Annotated in this window: 17 protein-coding genes and 1 pseudogene; 16 read left to right on the top strand and 2 right to left on the bottom strand. The window is 61.2% G+C overall.

Annotated elements, in window-relative coordinates:
- Positions 1 to 172 precede the first annotated feature (172 nt).
- The 14 genes and pseudogenes from sdhC (at position 173) to LXM96_RS08205 (ending at position 15,786) form a co-directional block, all read left to right on the top strand.
- Entirely contained in the window at positions 173 to 565 is a 393-nt protein-coding gene (gene sdhC / locus LXM96_RS08270) for a succinate dehydrogenase, cytochrome b556 subunit (RefSeq protein ID WP_239997923.1), read from the top strand.
- A gap of 12 nt (positions 566 to 577) precedes the next feature.
- Positions 578 to 958, top strand: coding sequence for a succinate dehydrogenase, hydrophobic membrane anchor protein (gene sdhD, locus LXM96_RS08265; protein WP_239997922.1), 381 nt, complete (start codon positions 578 to 580; stop codon positions 956 to 958).
- Between the two features lie 7 nt (positions 959 to 965).
- Positions 966 to 2,819 carry a succinate dehydrogenase flavoprotein subunit gene (gene sdhA, locus LXM96_RS08260; RefSeq protein WP_239997921.1) on the top strand — a complete coding sequence of 618 codons (1,854 nt, stop codon included), beginning with the start codon at positions 966 to 968 and terminating at the stop codon, positions 2,817 to 2,819.
- Positions 2,820 to 2,837: 18 nt separating this feature from the next.
- Positions 2,838 to 3,617, top strand: a complete 780-nt coding sequence (locus LXM96_RS08255) for a succinate dehydrogenase iron-sulfur subunit (protein ID WP_239997920.1) — start codon at positions 2,838 to 2,840, stop codon at positions 3,615 to 3,617.
- A 174-nt stretch (positions 3,618 to 3,791) separates the two neighbouring features.
- Positions 3,792 to 4,316, top strand: coding sequence for a protease inhibitor Inh/omp19 family protein (locus LXM96_RS08250; protein ID WP_239998219.1), 525 nt, complete (start codon positions 3,792 to 3,794; stop codon positions 4,314 to 4,316).
- A 42-nt stretch (positions 4,317 to 4,358) separates the two neighbouring features.
- Complete coding sequence (gene zapE, locus LXM96_RS08245) at positions 4,359 to 5,519, top strand: cell division protein ZapE (RefSeq protein WP_239997919.1); 1,161 nt, start codon at positions 4,359 to 4,361, stop codon at positions 5,517 to 5,519.
- A gap of 167 nt (positions 5,520 to 5,686) precedes the next feature.
- Positions 5,687 to 6,649 carry a malate dehydrogenase gene (mdh, locus tag LXM96_RS08240; protein ID WP_239997918.1) on the top strand — a complete coding sequence of 321 codons (963 nt, stop codon included), beginning with the start codon at positions 5,687 to 5,689 and terminating at the stop codon, positions 6,647 to 6,649.
- 29 nt (positions 6,650 to 6,678) lie between these two features.
- The gene (gene sucC / locus LXM96_RS08235; RefSeq protein ID WP_239997917.1) at positions 6,679 to 7,872 is read left to right on the top strand and encodes an ADP-forming succinate--CoA ligase subunit beta; all 1,194 of its coding nucleotides are present in this window, start codon (positions 6,679 to 6,681) and stop codon (positions 7,870 to 7,872) included.
- Between the two features lie 17 nt (positions 7,873 to 7,889).
- Complete coding sequence (gene sucD / locus LXM96_RS08230; protein WP_239997916.1) at positions 7,890 to 8,792, top strand: succinate--CoA ligase subunit alpha; 903 nt, start codon at positions 7,890 to 7,892, stop codon at positions 8,790 to 8,792.
- Between the two features lie 208 nt (positions 8,793 to 9,000).
- Positions 9,001 to 12,000 carry a 2-oxoglutarate dehydrogenase E1 component gene (locus LXM96_RS08225; protein WP_239997915.1) on the top strand — a complete coding sequence of 1,000 codons (3,000 nt, stop codon included), beginning with the start codon at positions 9,001 to 9,003 and terminating at the stop codon, positions 11,998 to 12,000.
- Between the two features lie 56 nt (positions 12,001 to 12,056).
- The gene (gene odhB, locus LXM96_RS08220; protein ID WP_239997914.1) at positions 12,057 to 13,307 is read left to right on the top strand and encodes a 2-oxoglutarate dehydrogenase complex dihydrolipoyllysine-residue succinyltransferase; all 1,251 of its coding nucleotides are present in this window, start codon (positions 12,057 to 12,059) and stop codon (positions 13,305 to 13,307) included.
- A 15-nt stretch (positions 13,308 to 13,322) separates the two neighbouring features.
- Positions 13,323 to 13,736 (top strand): MAPEG family protein, encoded by a 414-nt coding sequence (locus LXM96_RS08215; protein ID WP_239997913.1) that lies wholly within the window; start codon positions 13,323 to 13,325, stop codon positions 13,734 to 13,736.
- A 30-nt stretch (positions 13,737 to 13,766) separates the two neighbouring features.
- On the top strand, positions 13,767 to 15,173 hold the full coding sequence (lpdA, locus tag LXM96_RS08210; protein WP_239997912.1) for a dihydrolipoyl dehydrogenase: 1,407 nt from the start codon (positions 13,767 to 13,769) through the stop codon (positions 15,171 to 15,173).
- Between the two features lie 116 nt (positions 15,174 to 15,289).
- Positions 15,290 to 15,786, top strand: a pseudogene (locus LXM96_RS08205) (cytochrome b).
- Here the strand turns inward: LXM96_RS08205 and LXM96_RS08200 are convergent.
- Both LXM96_RS08200 and LXM96_RS08195 read right to left on the bottom strand, forming a co-directional pair.
- Positions 15,783 to 16,871, bottom strand: a complete 1,089-nt coding sequence (locus tag LXM96_RS08200; protein WP_239997911.1) for a TraB/GumN family protein — start codon at positions 16,869 to 16,871, stop codon at positions 15,783 to 15,785. The pseudogene LXM96_RS08205 and the gene LXM96_RS08200 overlap by 4 nt on opposite strands.
- Before the next feature lie 77 nt (positions 16,872 to 16,948).
- Positions 16,949 to 17,884 (bottom strand): tyrosine recombinase XerC, encoded by a 936-nt coding sequence (locus LXM96_RS08195; protein ID WP_239997910.1) that lies wholly within the window; start codon positions 17,882 to 17,884, stop codon positions 16,949 to 16,951.
- A 134-nt stretch (positions 17,885 to 18,018) separates the two neighbouring features.
- On the opposite strand from LXM96_RS08195, the gene LXM96_RS08190 reads away from it, so the two are divergent.
- Both LXM96_RS08190 and LXM96_RS08185 read left to right on the top strand, forming a co-directional pair.
- On the top strand, positions 18,019 to 18,921 hold the full coding sequence (locus tag LXM96_RS08190) for a GNAT family N-acetyltransferase (RefSeq protein WP_239997909.1): 903 nt from the start codon (positions 18,019 to 18,021) through the stop codon (positions 18,919 to 18,921).
- Positions 18,922 to 18,983: 62 nt separating this feature from the next.
- Positions 18,984 to 21,203 (top strand): primosomal protein N', encoded by a 2,220-nt coding sequence (locus LXM96_RS08185; RefSeq protein ID WP_239997908.1) that lies wholly within the window; start codon positions 18,984 to 18,986, stop codon positions 21,201 to 21,203.
- Positions 21,204 to 21,224: the final 21 nt, after the last annotated feature.

Raw genomic sequence — 21,224 nt, 5'->3', positions numbered from 1 at the left:
CGGAAGAGGTGGAGATTGAAGGTTTCGACCCCAATCGATTTAAATTTGAAATCCGTTTGAAATCGCTTGTCGTAGTGTATATCGGGCTTTACACACGCCGATTGATGCAATGCACATTTCTTCGGCATGACGGGTAGAAGGCCCGTAGACGCTTCGAAGCCGTGAGGTCCTGATGGCGAACGTGACAAAAAACCGGCCCCTGTCGCCGCATCTGCAGGTTTACAAATTCATCCCCACCATGGCCATGTCGATCATGCACCGCATCACTGGTGCGGCACTCTATTTCGGCACGGTCCTTGTTGCGGCGTGGCTGATTGCCGCTGCCTCCGGTGAGGAAAGCTTCAACCAGGTCAACGGACTTTTCGGGTCGCTGGTCGGGCAGATCATCCTGTTCGCTTACACCTGGGCGCTGCTTCACCACCTTCTCGGCGGCCTTCGCCACATCATGTGGGACCTCGGCTATGGCTTCGAAAAGGAATTCTCCACCATGCTCGCCAAGGCCAATCTTGCCGCATCCGTCGGCCTTACGATCCTCGTCTGGATCGTTGTTCTCGTGGTTCGCTGAGGAGGAACAGTCATGGACATGCGCACACCCCTCGGCAAGGTCCGTGGTCTCGGTTCAGCCAAAAGCGGAACGGATCATTTCTGGAAAGTCCGGACCACCTCCGTCGCCCTTGTTCCGCTGCTTCTCTTCTACGTCGTCTTCCTGGTGATGTATGTCGGACGGCCCTACGCAGAAGTCGTCGGCGCGCTTGCCAATCCCTTCGTCGCGACGATCAATGCGCTGACGGTGATCGCGAGCGTGATCCACATGCGTCTCGGCATGGAAGAGGTCATCCAGGACTACGTCCATTCGGAAAGCATGAAGCTGCTCTGCCTCGTGCTCAACGCCTTCTTTTCGCTACTGATCGGCGGTCTCTGTCTCGTCGCCGTCCTGAAAATCGCATTCGCAGGATAATCCCGCCATGGCATCGATCACTCCCATCGCCCAAGGGACATCTCAGGCCGGCAAGGCCTATACCTATGTCGACCATTCCTACGACGTGATCGTCGTGGGCGCCGGTGGGGCCGGGCTTCGAGCAACGCTCGGGATGGCCGAACAGGGCTTCAAGACGGCCTGCATCACGAAGGTCTTCCCGACACGTTCGCACACGGTGGCGGCTCAGGGCGGCATTGCCGCCTCGCTGCAGAATATGACGCCGGACAGCTGGCAGTGGCACCTCTACGACACCGTCAAGGGCTCCGACTGGCTCGGCGACGTCGATGCCATGCAATATCTCGCCATGGAAGCGCCGAAGGCGGTCTACGAGCTCGAACATTACGGCGTGCCCTTCTCGCGTAATGAGGAAGGCAAGATCTACCAGCGGCCGTTCGGTGGCCACATGCAGAACTACGGCGCCGGCCCACCGGTGCAGCGCACCTGTGCTGCCGCCGACCGCACGGGCCACGCGATCCTGCACACGCTCTACGGCCAGTCGCTGCGCAACAACGCCGAATTCTTCATCGAGTATTTCGCGCTCGACCTGATCATGTCGGAAGACGGCCGCTGCACCGGCGTCGTGGCATGGAACCTCGACGACGGCACGATCCATCGCTTCGCCGCAAAGATGGTGGTGCTGGCGACCGGTGGTTATGGCCGCGCCTACTTCTCGGCAACCTCAGCGCACACCTGCACCGGTGACGGCGGCGGCATGATTGCCCGCGCCGGCTTGCCCTTGCAGGACATGGAGTTCGTTCAGTTCCATCCGACCGGGATCTACGGCTCAGGCTGTCTGATCACGGAAGGTGCGCGCGGCGAGGGAGGCTATCTCGTCAACTCCGAAGGCGAGCGCTTTATGGAGCGCTATGCACCTTCGGCGAAGGACCTCGCATCGCGTGACGTGGTGTCCCGCTGCATGACGATGGAAATTCGTGAAGGCCGCGGTGTCGGCAAGAACAAGGACCACATCTTCCTGCATCTGGATCACCTGGATCCGGCGGTTCTGCACGAGCGCCTGCCCGGCATTTCCGAAAGCGCGAAGATCTTCGCCGGCGTCGATGTGACCCGCGAGCCGATCCCGGTTCTGCCGACCGTTCACTACAACATGGGCGGGATCCCGACCAACTTCTGGGGTGAAGTGCTGAATGCGGACAGCGACAACCCGGAGCGGATCGCGCCGGGTCTCATGGCTGTCGGCGAAGCCGGCTGCGCATCGGTTCACGGTGCCAACCGCCTCGGGTCAAACTCGCTGATCGACCTCGTGGTCTTTGGCCGTGCGGCTGCGATACGCGCCGGCCAGGTCATCGACCGCGCGGCACCCGTCCCGACGCTCAACACCGCCGCCTGCGACAAGATCATGGACCGCTTCGACCGCCTGAGGAGCGCCAATGGCGGCACTCCTACGGCTGTGCTGCGTGACAAGATGCAGCGGACCATGCAGGAAGACGCAGCGGTGTTCCGCACACAGGAGTCGCTGGAGTCCGGTTGTCGGCGGATGTCGGCGATCTGGGGCGAACTGAAGGACGTGAAGGTCACAGACCGCTCGATGATCTGGAACTCCGACCTTGTCGAGACGCTCGAGCTGGAAAACCTGATGGCGAACGCGATCACCACGGTCTACGGCGCCGAGGCGCGCAAGGAAAGCCGTGGATCGCATGCCCGCGAGGACTACACCGAGGGTCCCTTCGGCGGCCGCGACGACGTGAACTGGCGCAAGCATACTCTAGCCTGGGTCAACGAGGCGGGCGACGTGAAGTTGGACTACCGCCCGGTTCACACCGATCTCATTGCGGAAGGCATCGATCCCGCCAAGATCGAGCCCAAGGCCCGCGTCTACTGATTTTGAGAGGAACCGGACATGGTTGAACTCGCTCTTCCCAAGAACTCTCAGATGACTGAGGGCAAGGTCTGGCCGAAGCCGGAAGGCGCGAAGAATGTTCGCGAGTACCGGATCTATCGCTGGAATCCGGACGATGGCCAGAACCCGCGGATCGACACCTACTATGTCGATATCGACGACTGCGGCCCGATGGTTCTCGATGGCCTTCTCTACATCAAGAACAACATCGACCCGACCTTGACGCTGCGTCGCTCCTGTCGCGAAGGTATCTGCGGCTCCTGCGCGATGAACATCGACGGGGCAAACACGCTGGCCTGCACCAAGGGCATGGACGACATCAACGGGACGGTGAAGGTCTATCCGCTGCCGCACATGCCGGTGGTGAAGGACCTCGTGCCGGATCTGACCAACTTCTACGCGCAGCACCGCTCGATCGAGCCGTGGCTCAAGACCGTGTCGCCGCCGCCGGCTAAAGAATGGAAGCAGAGCCACGAAGATCGCATGAAGCTTGACGGCCTCTACGAGTGCATTCTCTGCGCCTGCTGTTCTGCGTCCTGTCCGAGCTACTGGTGGAACGGCGACCGCTATCTCGGACCCGCCGTCCTGCTGCAGGCCTACCGCTGGCTGATCGACAGCCGCGACGAAGCCAAGGGTGAGCGCCTCGACAATCTCGAGGATCCCTTCCGGCTTTATCGCTGCCACACGATCATGAACTGCGCGCAGACCTGTCCGAAGGGCCTTAACCCGGCCAAAGCGATCGCCGAGATCAAGAAGATGATGGTCGAGCGCCGCGTATAGTGAATTTCCGGTACCGCCGCGGTTGATGTCGGTGCCGGCTGTACCATTTTTGCCGTCGTAAGCAGGTGATGCTAGGACGGGGAACACTACACGGTTGATTCGGCGCAGCCTTGCGCGATAATTCCGCCGTCTTTCATCACTAGCACCGGGTGCAGCAAACGATCGGAGTAGATGATGCAGTTCAGGTATGTCGCCGCCGGCTTGATGGTCGCCGTCTCCCTCGCCGGTTGCCAGCGCACCTCTTATAATCCGTACAACGATCTTCCGTCGCAGCCCGCACCGCTGCAGGCGCAGCCGGTTCCTTCGGTGCAGTCGGGTCAGCTGCCGCCGGCGGCGGGCGCGAGCCAGTTCCCAACCGCTCCGGCGCAGGAAACCGCGTCGCTTGACCCCAATGCTTCGGCCGCACCTACGTCGGCTCTGGACGTTACCAAGGAGCAGATGGTCGGAAACTGGCGTGTGTCCAATGCCGGCGCATCCTGCGACATGTTCCTGACGCTCACCAACCTCGGCAGTGGATCGCGTGGAGGAACCCGTGGTTGTGCAGGCGAACTGACCGCGATGGGGTCCTGGGAGGTCTCTGGAAAGATGGTGCAGTTCAAGGACCGTGCGGGCAACGTCATCGGACGGGTCTACAAGACAGCAGAGAACCGCTTTGACGGCACGACGAACTCTGGTCAGCCCGTCAGCCTGAGCCGCTGATCGATCCAAAGCAGCCGATCGCCAAGGAGCGCCTCCACCTTCATGGAAGCTGTCCCAAACTATACCCACAGCGTCGTCGAAGAGTTGAAGACGCTGACGGAGAGCGGTCGGTTGACGCCGGACCGAGGGCAGTTGGAGGTTGCGTCCAAACTTGATCGCGTTCTGAGTGATTTGCGCGACCGACGGCCGGCAAAGAAGAAAAGCGCGCTCGGGTGGCTCTTTGCCAAAAGCGGCGCGCGGCCGGAGCCGGTCCGTGGTCTCTACATCCATGGCAGTGTCGGGCGTGGCAAGACCATGCTCATGGAGATGTTCTTCAAGAAGGCCGCCACCGATAAGAAGCGGCGGGCACATTTCCATGAGTTCATGGCCGACGTTCATTCACGTGTTCATGAGCATCGGGTGAGGCTCAAGAACGGCGACACCCGGGAAGCCGATCCCATTCCGCCTGTCGCTGCCGCGCTTTTTGCCGACGCCGAACTCCTCTGCTTCGACGAATTCTCGGTGACGGACATCACCGATGCAATGATCCTCGCGCGATTGTTTAACGAACTTTTCTCCCTTGGCTGCACCCTGGTCGCCACCTCCAATGTCGAGCCTGGGGACCTTTACAAGGATGGCCTCAACCGTGGCCTGTTTCTTCCGTTCATCGAGATACTGCGGCAACATGTGGATACGGTGACGCTGGACTCACCGACGGATTACCGGATGGAGAAGCTCGCCAATCTGCCGGTTTACATTACACCCCTTGGGCCGCAGGCTGACGCTGTGATGGAAGCGACCTGGCATCAGGTGACAGATGGGCATCGGGCTGGGCCGGCGGAGGTGCCGCGGAAAGGTCGAACGATTGCAGTGCCAGCGGCGACGGAGCGGGTTGCGCGTTTTGGCTTCGCCGATCTCTGCGAGAAGCCTCTAGGAGCGGCCGATTACCTCGCGATCGCGAAGCGGTACGACTCCATCTTTGTTGAGAACGTGCCGACGCTTGGTCCGGAAAAGCGGAACGAGACGAAACGTTTCATCAATCTCGTGGATACGTTCTATGACAATGCCATCCGAGTCTACATCTCGGCGGCAGTGGCGCCGGAGGACCTTCTGACGGAGCGGCGTGGCACGGAAGGCTTCGAATTCGATCGGACAGTGTCGCGGTTGTTCGAGATGCAGAGCCAGGATTATGCGGCCCTGCATCGCCAGAAGTACAATTCCTGACGCAGATGTTCTTACCTTTACGTAAGATATTTTATATCTAACCGATTGAAAAATATACTTTGAAAAGAAGCGATTGCTATTTTGACCCATCTCGGCTAAGGCGGTTGGGACTTTGGCGGCCGAGCGGACCTCTGCCGCAGATTATGATCTGGAGAGGAAGCTATTCGATGGCGCGCAAGAAGATCGCACTAATTGGTTCTGGCATGATCGGTGGCACGCTGGCGCATCTGGCCGGTCTGAAGGAACTCGGCGACATCGTCCTGTTCGACATCGCTGACGGCATTCCGCAGGGCAAGGGCCTTGATATCGCACAGTCCTCTCCGGTCGAAGGCTTCAACGCGAAGCTCACCGGCGCCAGCGACTATTCCGCTATCGAAGGCGCAGATGTGTGCATCGTCACCGCCGGCGTCGCCCGCAAGCCCGGCATGAGCCGCGATGACCTGCTTGGTATCAACCTCAAGGTGATGGAACAGGTTGGAGCTGGCATCAAGAAATATGCACCGAATGCCTTCGTCATCTGCATCACCAATCCGCTTGATGCGATGGTCTGGGCGCTGCAGAAGTTCTCCGGGCTACCGAAGAACATGGTCGTCGGCATGGCTGGCGTTCTCGACTCCGCCCGCTTCCGGCTGTTCCTCGCAGAAGAGTTCGACGTCTCCGTCCAAGACGTTACCGCGTTCGTTCTTGGCGGCCACGGCGACACGATGGTGCCGCTCGCCCGCTACTCGACCGTCGGCGGCATCCCCCTCACCGACCTCGTGAAAATGGGCTGGTGCACCAAGGAGCGCCTTGAAGAAATCATCCAGCGCACCCGCGACGGCGGCGCTGAGATCGTCGGCCTGCTGAAGACCGGTTCCGCCTACTATGCTCCGGCCGCCTCGGCGATCGAGATGGCCGAGTCCTTCCTCAAGGACAAGAAGCGCGTTCTTCCCTGCGCCGCCTACCTCTCCGGCCAGTATGGCGTGAAGGACATGTATGTCGGTGTTCCGACCGTCATCGGTGCTGGCGGCGTCGAGCGCGTCATCGAGGTCGAGTTCAACAAGGACGAAGAGGCCGCCTTCCAGAAGTCGGTCGGCGCAGTCGCCGGGCTTTGCGAAGCCTGCATCAACATCGCTCCTGCGCTGAAGTAATCGCGCCAGCTACATCCAAGGAAACGCTGATGAACATCCACGAATATCAGGCCAAGGCTCTGCTCAAGGGTTATGGCGCTCCGGTTGCCGAAGGTGTGGCGATCATGAAGGTCGAGGAGGCCGAGGCAGCTGCAAAGTCCCTGCCGGGTCCGCTCTACGTGGTCAAAAGCCAGATCCACGCCGGCGGCCGCGGCAAGGGCAAGTTCAAGGAGCTTGGACCTGACGCCAAGGGTGGCGTACGCCTGGCGAAGTCGATCGAGGAAGTCGTGGCTCACGCCAAGGACATGCTCGGCAATACTCTGGTAACGGCGCAGACGGGTGATGCCGGCAAGCAGGTCAATCGCCTTTACATCGAAGACGGTGCCGATATCGAGCGGGAGCTTTACTGTTCGCTTCTGGTGGATCGGTCGGTCGGGCGCGTGGCTTTCGTGGTTTCTACGGAAGGTGGCATGGACATTGAGGCTGTGGCCCACGACACGCCAGAGAAGATCCACACGATCGCAATCGACCCGGAAGCCGGCGTCACGGATGCGGACGTTGCGGCAATCTCAAAGGCGCTCGAGCTCTCGGGTGCTGCCGCCGAAGATGCCAAGTCGCTGTTCCCCGCGCTCTACAAGGCATTCGGCGAGAAGGACATGGCTCTGCTGGAGGTCAATCCGCTGATCGTCATGAAGGACGGTCACCTTCGCGTTCTTGACGCGAAGATGTCCTTCGATGGCAACGCAATCTTCCGGCACGACGACGTCAAGGCGCTGCGCGACGAGACCGAAGAGGACGCCAAGGAGATCGAGGCTTCCAAATGGGACCTCGCCTATGTTGCCCTCGACGGCAATATCGGCTGCATGGTCAATGGCGCCGGTCTTGCCATGGCGACGATGGACATCATCAAGCTCTACGGCAAGGAGCCGGCAAACTTCTGCGACGTCGGCGGTGGCGCCGGCAAGGAGAAGGTGGCAGCTGCTTTCAAGATCATCACGGCTGATCCGAAGGTCGAAGGCATCCTCGTCAATATCTTCGGCGGCATCATGAAGTGCGATGTCATCGCTGAAGGCGTGGTGGCGGCCGTCCAGGAAGTCGGTCTGAAGGTTCCCCTGGTGGTGCGTCTCGAAGGCACCAATGTCGAGCTTGGCAAGAAGATCCTCAACGAGTCCGGGCTCGCGATCACTGCAGCGGACGATCTGGACGACGCTGCCAAGAAGATCGTTGCGGCGATCAACGGCTAATCTGAGGGACCTAACTGATGTCTATTCTTGTAAACAAGAACACCAAGGTCCTCGTTCAGGGCCTGACCGGCAAGACCGGCACCTTCCATACCGAACAAGCGCTCGCCTACTACGGCACACAGATGGTCGGCGGCATCCACCCGAAGAAGGGTGGCGAAACCTGGACCGGCTCGAAGGGCGAAAGCCTGCCAATCTTCGCAACCGTTGCCGAAGGCAAGGAAAAGACCGGCGCCGACGCGACCGTGATCTACGTCCCGCCGGCAGGTGCCGCGGATGCGATCATCGAAGCGATCGACGCGGAAATCCCCTTCATCACCTGCATCACCGAGGGTATCCCGGTGATGGACATGGTGCGGGTCAAGGCCAAGCTCGACAAGTCGAAGTCGCGCCTGCTTGGACCGAACTGCCCGGGTATCCTGACACCGGAAGAGTGCAAGATCGGCATCATGCCGGGCTCGATCTTCCGCAAGGGCTCGGTCGGCATCGTGTCGCGCTCCGGCACCCTGACCTATGAGGCCGTCTTCCAGACGTCCAACGAAGGTCTCGGCCAGACGACGGCTGTCGGCATCGGTGGCGACCCGGTCAAGGGAACCGAGTTTATCGATGTGCTGGAGATGTTCCTCGCCGACGAAGCGACAACCTCGATCATCATGATCGGTGAAATCGGCGGTTCGGCTGAAGAAGATGCAGCGCAGTTCCTGATCGACGAAGCCAAGAAGGGCCGAAAGAAGCCGATGGCCGGCTTCATCGCCGGCCGGACCGCGCCGAAGGGCCGCACCATGGGTCATGCCGGTGCTGTCGTTTCCGGCGGAAAGGGCGACGCGGAGTCCAAGATCGCGGCCATGGAAGCTGCCGGTATCAAGGTATCGCCGTCCCCAGCTCGTCTCGGCACAACCCTGGTTGAAGTTCTCAAGGGCTGAAGCCACGTAAGTCGGCCGCCCGGCACATGCCGGTCGGCCTTTCCGGCAAGCAGGACGGAACCCCCTCTTGCCTTCCCGGGTTCAGCCTTGAGCGGCGCTGGCGCGCAGCAAAGGCGGCGCCAGATGCGAGTGACCAAAGGCGGCGGCCGGCGCTGATCTTCCGGCCTTCAGTTACGTCAGGAGGCGGGTTTAGAACCCGCAAGAAATCATGGCACGGCAAGAAGCCAACGAGCAGTTCCTCATCACATCCTTTCTCGATGGCGCAAATGCCTCCTATATCGAGCAGCTTTATGCGCGCTACGAGGATGATCCCAACTCGGTCGGGGCCGAGTGGCAGTCGTTCTTCAAGGCGCTGGCCGACAATCCGGATGACGTGAAGAAGGCGGCCAAGGGGGCGTCTTGGCAGCGTAAGAACTGGCCGCTTTCCCCGGCAGGCGATCTCGTCGCTGCACTCGACGGCAATTGGCCGGTGGTCGAGAAGGCCATCGAAAGCAAGGTCAAGGCGAAGGCCGAGACCGCTGCGAAGGCAAGCGGTACACCGGTTAACGAGACCGACGTTTTGCAGGCGACGCGCGACAGCGTGCGTGCCATCATGATGATCCGCGCCTATCGCATGCGCGGTCACCTGCACGCTAAGCTCGACCCGCTGGGCCTTGCCATCCCCGTCGAGGATTACAACGAGCTGTCGCCCACGGCTTACGGCTTCACGGAAGCCGACTACGATCGCAAGATCTTCATCGACAACGTGCTCGGGCTCGAATACGCGACGATCCGCGAGATGATCGAGATCCTCGAGCGTACCTATTGCTCGACCATGGGTGTCGAGTTCATGCACATCTCCAATCCGGAGGAAAAGGCCTGGATCCAGGAGCGGATCGAGGGTCCGGACAAAGGTGTGGAGTTCACGGCGAACGGCAAGAAGGCGATCCTTCAGAAGCTGGTCGAGGCCGAAGGCTACGAGCAGTTCCTCGACGTTCGGTTCAAGGGCACCAAGCGTTTCGGCCTTGATGGCGGCGAGTCGCTGATCCCGGCGCTGGAGCAGATCATCAAGCGCGGCGGTCAGGATGGGCTCGAGGAGATCGTGCTCGGCATGGCACACCGAGGTCGCCTCAACGTGCTGACCAACGTCATGGGCAAGCCGCACCGGGCTGTGTTCCACGAGTTCAAAGGCGGATCGTTCAAGCCTGACGACGTCGAGGGCTCCGGCGACGTGAAGTACCACCTCGGTGCTTCCTCGGACCGCGAGTTCGACGGCAACAAGGTTCACCTGTCCCTGACCGCCAATCCGTCTCATCTGGAAATCGTCAACCCTGTTGTCATGGGCAAGGCGCGCGCCAAGCAGGACATGCTGGCAAAGACCGCCGACAAGGATGGTATCGTGCCACTCGCGGAGCGCTCGAAGGTACTGCCGCTGCTTCTCCACGGCGATGCTGCTTTCGCCGGCCAGGGCGTTGTAGCCGAAATTCTCGGTCTTTCCGGCTTGCGCGGTCACCGCGTCGCCGGAACGATGCACGTCATCATCAACAACCAGATCGGCTTCACGACGAATCCGGCCTTCTCGCGCTCTTCGCCTTATCCGTCGGATGTGGCCAAGATGATCGAGGCGCCGATCTTCCACGTGAATGGCGACGACCCGGAGGCGGTGACCTACGCCGCCAAGATCGCTACGGAATACCGGATGAAGTTCCACAAGCCGGTCGTTCTGGACATCTTCTGCTACCGCCGCTTCGGCCACAACGAAGGCGACGAGCCGGCGTTCACGCAACCGAAGATGTACAAGGTCATTCGTGGCCACAAGACGGTGGCGCAGATCTATGCAGAGCGTTTAATCGCAGAAGGCCTGATCAGCGACGGCGAATTCGAAAAGATGAAAGCGGACTGGCGCGCGCACCTCGAGCAGGAGTTCGAGGCAGGGCAGAGCTACAAGCCGAACAAGGCCGACTGGTTGGACGGCGTCTGGTCCGGGCTCCGCTCCGCCGACAACGCCGATGAGCAGCGCCGTGGCAAGACGGCTATGCCGATGAAGCAGTTGAAGGAGATCGGTCGGAAGCTTTCAACCATTCCGGAGGGCTTCAACGCTCACCGCACGATCAAGCGCTTCATGGACAACCGGGCGCAGATGATCGAAACCGGCGAGGGGATCGATTGGGCCATGGCCGAGGCACTGGCCTTCGGATCGCTGGCGGTTGAAGGAACCAAGATCCGCCTGTCCGGACAGGACTGCGAACGCGGCACATTCTCGCAGCGTCATTCGGTTCTCTATGATCAGGAAACGGAAGAGCGGTATGTGCCGCTCGCCCACCTTGCGCCGAACCAGGCTCGCTACGAAGTCATAAACTCGATGCTTTCTGAAGAAGCTGTCCTCGGCTTCGAGTATGGATATTCTCTCGCTCGTCCCAATGCGCTGACGCTGTGGGAAGCTCAGTTCGGCGACTTTGCCAACGGCGCGCAGGTCGTTTTCGACCAGTTCATTTCGTCCGGCGAACGCAAGTGGCTACGTATGTCGGGCCTCGTCTGCCTTCTGCCGCACGGTTATGAGGGACAGGGACCGGAGCATTCGTCCGCACGCCTTGAACGCTGGCTGCAGATGTGCGCCGAGGACAACATGCAGGTCGCCAATGTGTCGACGCCGGCCAACTACTTCCACATCCTGCGCCGCCAGGTCAAACGCGACTTCCGCAAGCCGCTGATCTTGATGACGCCGAAGTCGCTGCTGCGCCACAAGCGCGCGACCTCCACGCTTGCCGAAATGGCTGGCGAAAGCTCCTTCCACCGGCTGTTGTGGGATGATGCCGAAGTCATCAAGGACGGACCGATCAAGCTGCAGAAGGACGCAAAGATCCGCCGCGTGGTGATGTGCTCGGGCAAAGTGTATTATGATCTGCTCGAAGAGCGCGAAAAGCGCGGCATCGACGATATCTACCTGCTGCGCATCGAACAGCTCTATCCCTTCCCGGCCAAAGCTCTGATCAACGAGCTTTCGCGCTTCCGCAATGCGGAGATGGTCTGGTGCCAGGAAGAGCCTAAGAATATGGGCTCATGGGCGTTCATCGATCCGTATCTGGAGTGGGTGCTGGCTCACATTGATGCCAAGTACCAGCGGGTTCGCTACACCGGTCGTCCGGCAGCGGCCTCGCCGGCAACGGGCCTTATGTCAAAGCATCTGGCCCAGCTCGAAGCCTTCCTCGAAGACGCACTCGGCGGCTGATCGTCAGCCGCTCATTTTTCAGTCGAAACGAAATCTGACAAACACGGAAACAGATCATGGCCACCGAAATCCGCGTCCCTACACTCGGCGAGTCCGTCAGCGAGGCAACCGTCGGCACCTGGTTCAAGAAGGTCGGCGACACGGTCAAGGCCGACGAGCCGCTGGTTGAGCTCGAAACCGACAAGGTGACCGTCGAAGTGCCGGCACCGGCCTCGGGCGTTCTTTCGGAGATCGTCGCCCAGAACGGCGAGACGGTCGGCCTGGATGCCCTTCTCGGCCAGATCACTGAAGGTGGCGCCGGTGCAGGCACGGCAGCTCCCGCCGCCAAGCCGGCTGAAGCCGCCGTTCCGGCCAAGACCGCAGAACCTGCACCGTCGGCTGCACCTGCCGCGGCAGCGGGCGGGTCTTCAATGCCGCCGGCTCCGGCCGCCGCAAAGGTGGCTGCAGACAACAACATCTCCACATCCGACGTCGAAGGCTCCGGCAAGCGCGGTCAGGTGCTGAAGGGTGATGTGCTGGCGGCCGTTGCCAAGGGTACCTCTGCGCAGGCAGCCGCTCCTGCTGCCGCACCGGCTGCACCGCGCCCGGTCTCCTCGGCCGACGACGCAGCGCGCGAAGAGCGCGTGAAGATGACGCGCCTGCGCCAGACGATCGCCAAGCGCTTGAAGGACGCGCAAAACACCGCCGCCATGCTGACCACCTATAACGAGGTGGACATGAAGGCGGTGATGGACCTGCGCACCAAGTACAAGGATGTCTTCGAGAAGAAGCACGGTGTGAAGCTCGGCTTCATGGGCTTCTTCACCAAGGCGATTACGCATGCGCTGAAGGAACTGCCGGCGGTCAATGCCGAGATCGACGGCACCGACATCATCTACAAGAACTACTGCCACGTCGGCATGGCCGTCGGTACCGACAAGGGCCTCGTCGTCCCGGTCATCCGTGATGCCGACCAGATGTCGATCGCGGAAATCGAAAAGGAACTTGGGCGTCTCGCCAAGGCTGCCCGTGACGGTTCGCTCAGCATGGCCGACATGCAGGGCGGTACCTTCACGATTACCAATGGCGGCGTCTATGGATCGCTGATGTCCTCGCCGATCCTGAATGCCCCGCAGTCGGGTATCCTCGGCATGCACAAGATCCAGGAGCGCCCGGTTGTGGTCGGCGGCCAGATCGTCATCCGCCCGATGATGTATCTTGCGCTCTCCTACGACCACCGGATCGTTGACGGCAAGGAAGCCGTCACCTTCCTCGTTCGCGTCAAGGAAAGCCTGGAAGATCCGGAGCGCCTGGTCCTCGACCTCTAAGCACGGGAGAGCAGCATGGAGCTTGCTTCGGCGGATGCCACCTATCTCCTGACGCTGCTTTCGCTGAGCGTCGTCCTGCTGCTCGTTCATATCGGGCTGCAGGGCATGCTGGCCACCAAGGAACTCGGCTCCGCATGGAATGCGGGGCCAAGGGACGAGGGGCGGGAGCCCCAGAGTGCGCAGGCCGGTCGTGCGGCCCGCGCGTCGAAGAACTTCCAGGAAACCTATCCCGCCTTCGTCGGTCTCTTGCTCGGGCTCGCCTTTGCCGGCGACACCTCCGGCGTCGGACTGTTCGGCGCCAGCCTCTGGCTGGTGGCGCGGGTGATCTACATCCCGCTCTATCTCAGCGGTATCCCCTATATTCGCTCGCTCGTCTGGCTCGTCAGCATCGTCGGTCTCCTGATGATGATGTTCGGCCTGTTCGCCTGACCCGCAGGGCTCAGCAAGAAGGATTTGTCCATGGCTTATGATCTCGTCGTAATCGGAAGCGGCCCCGGCGGCTATGTCTGTGCCGTCAAGGCGGCCCAGCTCGGCCTGAAGGTCGCAGTTGTCGAGAAACGCTCGACCTACGGCGGAACCTGCCTCAACGTTGGATGCATCCCCTCGAAGGCGCTGCTGCACGCCTCCGAGATGTTCCATCAGGCCGCTCATGGTATGGACGCTCTCGGCGTTGAGGTTGCTGCACCCACGCTCAACCTCGAAAAAATGATGGCGCACAAGGATGCGACGGTAAAGTCGAACGTCGACGGCGTTTCGTTCCTGTTCAAGAAGAACAAGATCGACGGCTTCCAGGGCACCGGCAAGATCGTCTCGGCGGGCAAGGTCTCGGTGACGGGGGATGACGGCAAAGCGCAGGAGCTTGAGACGAAGAACATCGTCATTGCCACGGGTTCAGACGTCGCTGGCATCCCAGGCGTCAATGTCGAGATCGACGAGAAGGTGATCGTCTCGTCCACCGGCGCTATCGCGCTGGACAAGGTGCCGCAGAACCTGGTGGTCGTCGGCGGCGGTGTGATCGGTCTGGAGCTCGGCTCCGTCTGGATGCGCCTTGGAGCAAAGGTCACGGTCGTCGAGTACCTGGACAATATCCTCGGCGGCATGGACGGCGAGGTCTCCAAGCAGTTCCAGCGGATGCTCGCCAAGCAGGGTATGACCTTCAATCTTGGAGCCAAGGTCACGGGTGTCGAGAAGAGTGGCGACGGCGCCAAGGTGACCTTTGAGCCCGTGAAGGGCGGCGAGGCGCAGACGATCGATGCGGATGTGGTGCTGATCTCCACCGGCCGCAAGCCCTATACTACAGGCCTCGGGCTGGAAGAGGCAGGCGTTGCCCTCGACAATCGAGGCCGCGTCGAGATCGACGGTCAGTTCAAGACCAATGTCGAGGGCATCTACGCCATCGGCGATGTGGTGAAGGGGCCGATGCTCGCCCACAAGGCGGAAGACGAAGGCGTTGCCCTGGCAGAGATCCTCGCCGGTCAGCATGGCCACGTGAATTACGACGTCATTCCAGGCGTCGTCTACACGCAGCCTGAAGTGGCTTCTGTCGGCAAGACCGAGGAGGAACTGAAGGCCGCGGGTATCGCCTACAAGGTCGGCAAGTTCCCGTTCACTGCGAATGGCCGTGCCCGCGCCATGTTGGCGACAGACGGCTTCGTCAAGATCCTCGCAGACAAGGAGACCGACCGGGTGCTGGGCGGCCATATCGTCGGCTTCGGCGCCGGCGAAATGATCCATGAGATCGCGGTACTGATGGAATTCGGTGGTTCTTCGGAGGACTTGGGCCGCACCTGCCATGCGCATCCGACTATGTCGGAAGCGGTGAAGGAAGCGGCGCTGGGGACCTTCTTCAAGCCGATCCACATCTAGAATCGCAAGAACAGGATTAAATCTTCTTCATCTTCCAGGCCGCAGCTTGCCAGCCAAGCTGCGGCCTTTATCGTTTGGGAGCAACTGCCGTTCAGAGACCGAGGAAAGGCAGGACCATGGCTTCCGACACCGTCTCCTATTCCGCATCGCAACGCATCCTGCACTGGCTGGTCGTCCTGCTGGTGTTCTTCAACCTTCTGCTCCCCGACGGGATGGAGGAGTGGAAGGAAGCCGTCGAGCACAGCGGTGCGGCAACGGCCGAGCAATTGGCGAGCGCCAATCTCCATGCGTATGCCGGGATCGCGATCCTGGTGCTGACGCTCTGTCGCCTCGTGTTGAGGCTGACGATGAAGAGCCCGGCCCTACCGACCCAGGAACCGCCATTTTTTCGCCTGGCGGCAAGATCGCCCATGTCCTGCTTTATCTGCTGACGATCGCGCTCCCCTTCACCGGCATCGGCGCTTACTACTTCGGCAATGAGCAGGCGGGCGAGATCCACGCCGGTCCACTGAAACTGCTTCTGTGGCTGGTGATCGTCGCTCACGTGCTCGGCGTGCTGGTTCACCAGTTCTACTGGAAGACCAATGTGCTTCGGCGAATGACGGTGGTCTAGCCGCCCACGCGTGTGACGGTGAAGCCCTGCCGGCGCAGGAGCTCGATCAGACCTTCTTTGCCGGGCAGGTGCAGTGCCCCGACTGCGACGAAGACACCGCCATCTGCAAGAATCGGTGCGGCACGTTCGGCCATGCGATGATTGCGTTCAGAGATGACGGCAGCCTCGAAAGCGGCGTAGGCGCTCTTGTCTTCATCGCTATGGGTCGGAGTGAGCGCCTTCAGCGCGGGGATGGTCATACCAGTTTCGCCGTTGAGGTAGAGCTGGGTCATCGTTTCGACGACGTCGTCCATCTCGTCGCCTAACCTCACCGTCTCGACAAGCGCCTGAAGATGGAAGTCGATGGGCATTGCGGCCATCGCGGTAAGTTGCTCTGCAAGCGTTTCAAGACCTTTTACAGGCTTGCCGGCGGCCACTGCGTCCGCCGCAATCTTCTTGTCGAGAAAGATCGCATTTTCGGCCTTGCGCGCGGATTCGCAGGCGGAACTGGCAATGAAACCTGCCAGCATCCAGGGCTTCATCCGGGAAACTGCCGACAGAGCGAGGCCGCGCTTCTGTAGTCCGTCCTCCAGAACCTTTCGATCCTCCGTCGACAACAGCGTCTCGATCGAGCGCCCGTCGGTGAACATGGTGAGCTCCGGCTTTGCCAGGATGGCCGCCGTCGCCTTCTTCTCGTCGAGGATCTCGTCGGATTCGATAACGAACGTGCGTGAGGAGGCGTGTGCCTCGGCGGCACCTGGTGGCATCCTGAGAACGCGCGGATCCGTCACGTGCATGGTTCCGAGGAGGTAGGAGGGCCGGACACCCGGATGCTCGATCATCCAGAATAGCCCCTGCCCGTTGGGGACAGCCCGTCCTTCCTCCAGGATTGCGGCGTAACGCTGCGGATCCTCCTGCTTAAGCTTTGCCAGCAGATCTTCGCCGCGGCAGTCGTCAGCGGCCTTGGCGGGAGAGATCGCAGCCAGAATCAGCAGCAGCGACATCAACACCAGGAGGTGAAGCCCAGCCAGGAGCCAGAGTGAGACCTCGGACAGCCGGCGCAGCAGTCGTACAGGCAGCAGGGGGAAGGAGGACTGGCTGATCATGGGTTCTCTCGAGGATTTACGCAGACCTTAGTCGGCGTGGCATAGACGGCAGATTAAGAACCATGGTTAAGGCAGTCCTATGCCCTCGGGTGGGCGCGATCGTAGACCTCGAGCAGCCGTGCGGAATCAACGCCGGTGTAGATTTGCGTGGTGGAGAGACTGGCGTGACCGAGCAGCTCTTGGATCGTGCGCAGATCGCCGCCGCCTGCCAAAAGATGTGTCGCAAACGAATGGCGAAGGGCGTGAGGGGTGGCGGTATCCGGCAGGCCGAGGGCGCTGCGCAGCTTCTGCATGGCTCTTTGAATGATTGCGGGCTGCAGCGCGCCGCCCCGCGCCCCGCGGAAAAGCACCTCGCCTGCCGGGAGCACGTAAGGGCATAGCCTCTTATAGGCGTCCACAGATACGTGCACTGCCGGCAACAGCGGGACAATGCGCATTTTACCGCCCTTACCCGTGATGCGCAGGGACGTCGCATGGGAAGGGATGTCTGCAGGCGTCAGCTCGAGCGCCTCGGAGATGCGAAGCCCGCATCCGTAGAGGAGTGTCATGACTGCGGCATCCCGTGCCGCAATCCACGGCTCGTCATGGAGTTGAGAATCCGCTGTCGTGACCCTGAGCGCCTGGCGATCGGTCAGCGGTTTTGGCAGAGACTTGCCCTGCTTTGGCGCCCGGATGGCGCCGGCCGCGGCGGCATTTACCAGCCCCTGTCTCTCGAGGTGGCGCAGAAAGGATCTAAGGCCGGCGAGATGGCGACCCAGGGAGCGATTTCCCGACCCCTCGCGTCTGCGAGCCGCGAGAAAGCCGCGTAGATCCGCCGTTCGTAACGTATGCAGGTCGCGAAGGGTGGCAGGACCGCCGCAGTGGCCGGTCAGGAAAGTGAGGAACTGCCGCGTATCGCGCTCGTAGGCGTCCAGCGTGTTTGGGGAGAGGCGGCGTTCATTGCGGAGGCTGGCCAGCCACCCGTTCCTCTTCTCCAGTACCTCGGGCGCAGCAATGATGAGCAGCTCGTTCACGTGGTGCCTATTGAATTGATTCAGCAATCGACACAGATTGCTTCAGGCGCGTTACGAATCGCTAAAGGTGACGTTGTCATTGTTCGATCACGTGGGACTGCGATATAGCCCCAATCCTGTCTGCAGGAGTTTATATGGCGCGCCGCGATTCAATGTCCCCGCTGGGGCATTTTGCCGAAGCAGTTTCCCTCGTTTCGCAAGGTAAACCCGGTCACATCGTCGACACCCTTATTGCCGAGCGGGGCGATCGGATTGTCAAGCATCCGCTGTGGCCGGTGATGAGGCCGTTCCTTTATACGCTGCTTCGCTATGATCGTGCGATCGAGTTTGCCAACGATATTGCGGCCCTGCCGGGGCTGCAGTCTTTCGAATATCTGAGCGATATCCTGAAGCTCGATGTGCGCGTGACGAATGCCGAGCGGGTTCCCGCATCCGGCGGCTTCCTCCTCGTCAGCAATCACCCGACCGGCATCGCCGACGGCATCGCCGTCTTCGACCTCTTGAAGGGCACCCGGCCGGACATGATGGTATTCGCGAATCGCGACGCGATCCGGGTCAATCCCCGGTTCGCGGAGATGATTATCCCCGTTGAATGGCGAGAAGAATACAAGAGCAAGCTGAAGACGCGCGAGACGCTGGTGCTGACCAACAAGACCGTGGAAGACGGCAAGGTCATGGTGCTGTTTCCCTCCGGTCGCATCGCCTACTGGGAGAACGGTAAGCTGAACGAGCGCCCCTGGAAGACATCGGCGGTGGGGCTGGCGAAGAAATACAACCTGCCGATCCTGCCGATCCACATGCGCGCCCGCAACTCCGGTCTCTTCTACTGGTTCGCCAAATGGTCAACCGAGTTGCGCGACATGACCGTGTTCTACGAGCTCCTCAACAAGAAGGGCAATCGATTCGATATCACCATCGGCCAGCTGATCCAGCCGGACCAGCTGGAGGGCGAACTTTCGGACGTCACCAAGGCGATCGAAAATCACACGGTCTTCCAGCTCGCAGCCGACAGCGACGCAGTCTTCACCAGTCCCTAGCGGTGCGCCTGCACTAAATCTACGGTTTCCTTTTGTTCCGCTTCGGGGCAAGGTCCCGCCGCATGGGCGCAGATTCGACCAATCTCTTTGGCGCGCTGTTCGACACACCGCCGGTCAGACAGGTTGTTCCTGTCCTGGTGCCACTGCCGGCGCCGGGCCCCTATAGCTATGCCATGCCGGAAGGCATGTATGTCGAGGCTGGTTCGGTCGTGCAGGTTCCGCTTGGTCCGCGCCAGGTGATCGGGGTCGTCTGGGACGGCGACAATGACGAATCGGTCGATCCGAAGAAACTGCGGCCTATCACCCTCGCCTTCGACTGCCCGCCGCTGTCGGCAGAGATGCGCCGGTTCATAGAGTGGGTCGCAAGCTACACGCTGTCGCCGCCGGGGCTGGTGGCGAGAATGGCGATCCGGGCGCCGGCGGCGCTTGAGCCGGAGCCGATGATCGAAGGGCTTCGTTATGTAGGCGGCCAGCCGGAGCGGATGACGCCGGCGCGGACGCGGGTTCTGCAGCAGGTCAACGAGGATGTGCCATGGACGCGGATGGGACTTGCCCATGCTGCAGGTGTCTCCACGAGTGTCATCGATGGGCTGACACAACAGGGGCTGTTCGAGACAGTCTTTCTTCCTCCGCCGCCGGTCGTAGCGAAGCCGGACCCTGACTATACCGCACCTCGGATCGAGGGGCCGCAAAAGGAGGCGGCTCGCGAAATCGTTGATCTCGTGAAACAGGGTGGCTTCTCCTCATCGCTGATTGATGGCGTCACAGGATCGGGCAAGACCGAGGTCTATTTCGAGGCGATTGCGGAGACCTTGCGGCAGGGGAAGCAGGTACTGATCCTCTTGCCGGAAATCGCCCTGACCTCCAGCTTCCTGGAGAGGTTTCAGGATCGCTTTGGCGCAAAGCCAGGGGAATGGCATTCCGATCTTTCTCCCCGTATCCGCGAGAAGGTCTGGCGGGGCATCGTCACCGGCGAGGTGCAGGTGGTCGCGGGCGCGCGCTCCGCGCTTTTCCTGCCGTTCGAGAACCTCGGTCTCATCATCGTCGATGAAGAGCACGACCCTGCCTACAAGCAGGAGGACCGCGTCTTCTATAATGCGCGCGACATGGCCGTGGTGCGGGCGCGGATCGGCGATTTCCCAGTTGTGCTTGTGTCCGCCACGCCGTCAGTCGAGAGCCAGGTCAATGCTCAGGCGGGGCGGTACCATCTTGTCCATCTGCCGACCCGGTTCGGCGAAGCGGCCCTGCCGGATCTGCATCTCGTCGACATGCGGCGTCATCCGCCGGAGCGGGGTGGCTTCCTGTCGCCGGTGCTGCTGCGCGCCATCGGCAAGACGATCGAGAAGGGTCAGCAGTCGCTGCTCTTTCTCAATCGGCGAGGCTATGCCCCGCTGACGCTCTGCCGGGTCTGCGGTCATCGCTTCCAGTGCCCTCAATGCTCGAGTTGGCTGGTAGAGCATCGATTCCGCAACCAGATTCAGTGCCACCAGTGCGGCTACAACGAGCCGACGCCGGAGGCGTGTCCCGAATGCGGAACATTCGATCATCTCGTGGCCTGCGGCCCAGGGGTCGAGCGCATTGCCGAGGAGGTGGAGAGGCATTTCCCCGCCGCCCGCACGATCGTGATGTCTTCCGATCTGCTCGGCGGCGTCAAACGCCTGCGGCTTGAGCTGGAAGCGATTGAGAGAGGCGATGTTGATATCGTGATCGGAACCCAACTGGTAGCGAAGGGGCACAACTTTCCACTGATGACGTTGGTCGGGATCGTGGACGCAGATCTCGGTCTCGCAAACGGTGACCCGCGGGCGGCGGAACGCACGTTTCAGCTGTTGAGCCAGGTGACCGGCCGTGCAGGACGAACCGGTTTGAAGAGCCACGGCCTGCTTCAGACATACCAGCCGCAGCATCCGGTGATGCAGGCGATCGTCTCGGGGGATCCGGGCGCCTTCTACGAGCGAGAGATCACGGAGCGGGAACGAGCGATCCTGCCACCGTTCGGGCGGCTTGCATCTGTCATCGTTTCGGCGGAGACGCGTGCGGATGCGGAAGTGCACGCCCGGGGCTTGCGTGCCGCCGCTCCGCCGGTGTCCGGGATTTCCGTGCTTGGACCGGCAGAAGCGCCGCTGGCCCTTGTACGCGGGCGGCATCGGTTCCGTCTTCTCGTCCATGGTCGCCGGACCTCGGAGATGCAGGCCTTCCTGAAGACGATGGTGTCGCAGGGGCCGAAGGTGCGAGGATCGGTTCACGTCCAGATCGATATCGATCCGCAAAGCTTCCTTTGAAAAACCCTATGCCGCTGGTAA

Origin of the sequence: Rhizobium halophilum, assembly GCF_021648825.1 — a bacterium.
GTDB lineage: Bacteria > Pseudomonadota > Alphaproteobacteria > Rhizobiales > Rhizobiaceae > Neorhizobium > Neorhizobium halophilum.
The sequence above is the reverse complement of the archived record's forward strand: the minus strand, read 5'-3'. Positions and strand labels throughout refer to the sequence as shown.